This is a genomic window from Acinetobacter sp. AB03 (assembly GCF_058107045.1).
This window is the reverse complement of the sequence record NZ_JBUEBA010000022.1, coordinates 1-326: the sequence shown is the minus strand read 5'-3', so window position 1 is coordinate 326 and position 326 is coordinate 1. Positions and strand designations below refer to the sequence as shown.

The following is a 326-nucleotide window of genomic DNA, read 5'->3' as shown; positions in this document are numbered from 1 at the left end:
CGAAGTTTGGTTGAAACTAAGATGCATTGCATCAAATTATTAGGAGATAAACTCAGCGCCAGGAGTTTTGATAGCCAAGTGAATGAAATCCATGCACGTGTAGCAGTCTGAACCGTACCGGGTTTGTCGGAGAGTCAATATTCTGAGAGACTATCGCGATGACAAAATTAAAATATACCCCTGAAATCAGAGAAAGAGCGGTTCAATTATTGATTGAATCCGAAAAAGATTATCCATCGAATTGGGCTGCAATCACAGCAATAGCTCCTAAGATTGGCTGTACTCCTGAAACACTACGTGTTTGGTATCAAAAATATTTAGATAAA

Annotated in this window: 1 protein-coding gene and 1 pseudogene; both read left to right on the top strand. The window is 39.0% G+C overall.

Annotated elements, in window-relative coordinates; all coding sequences use genetic code 11:
* Positions 1-111, top strand: a pseudogene (locus ACY3FQ_RS16995) (IS5/IS1182 family transposase); the annotation flags it as partial.
* Positions 112-158: 47 nt separating this feature from the next.
* On the top strand, positions 159-326 hold a 168-nt coding region (locus ACY3FQ_RS16990), incomplete at its 3' end, for a transposase (RefSeq protein WP_459562887.1).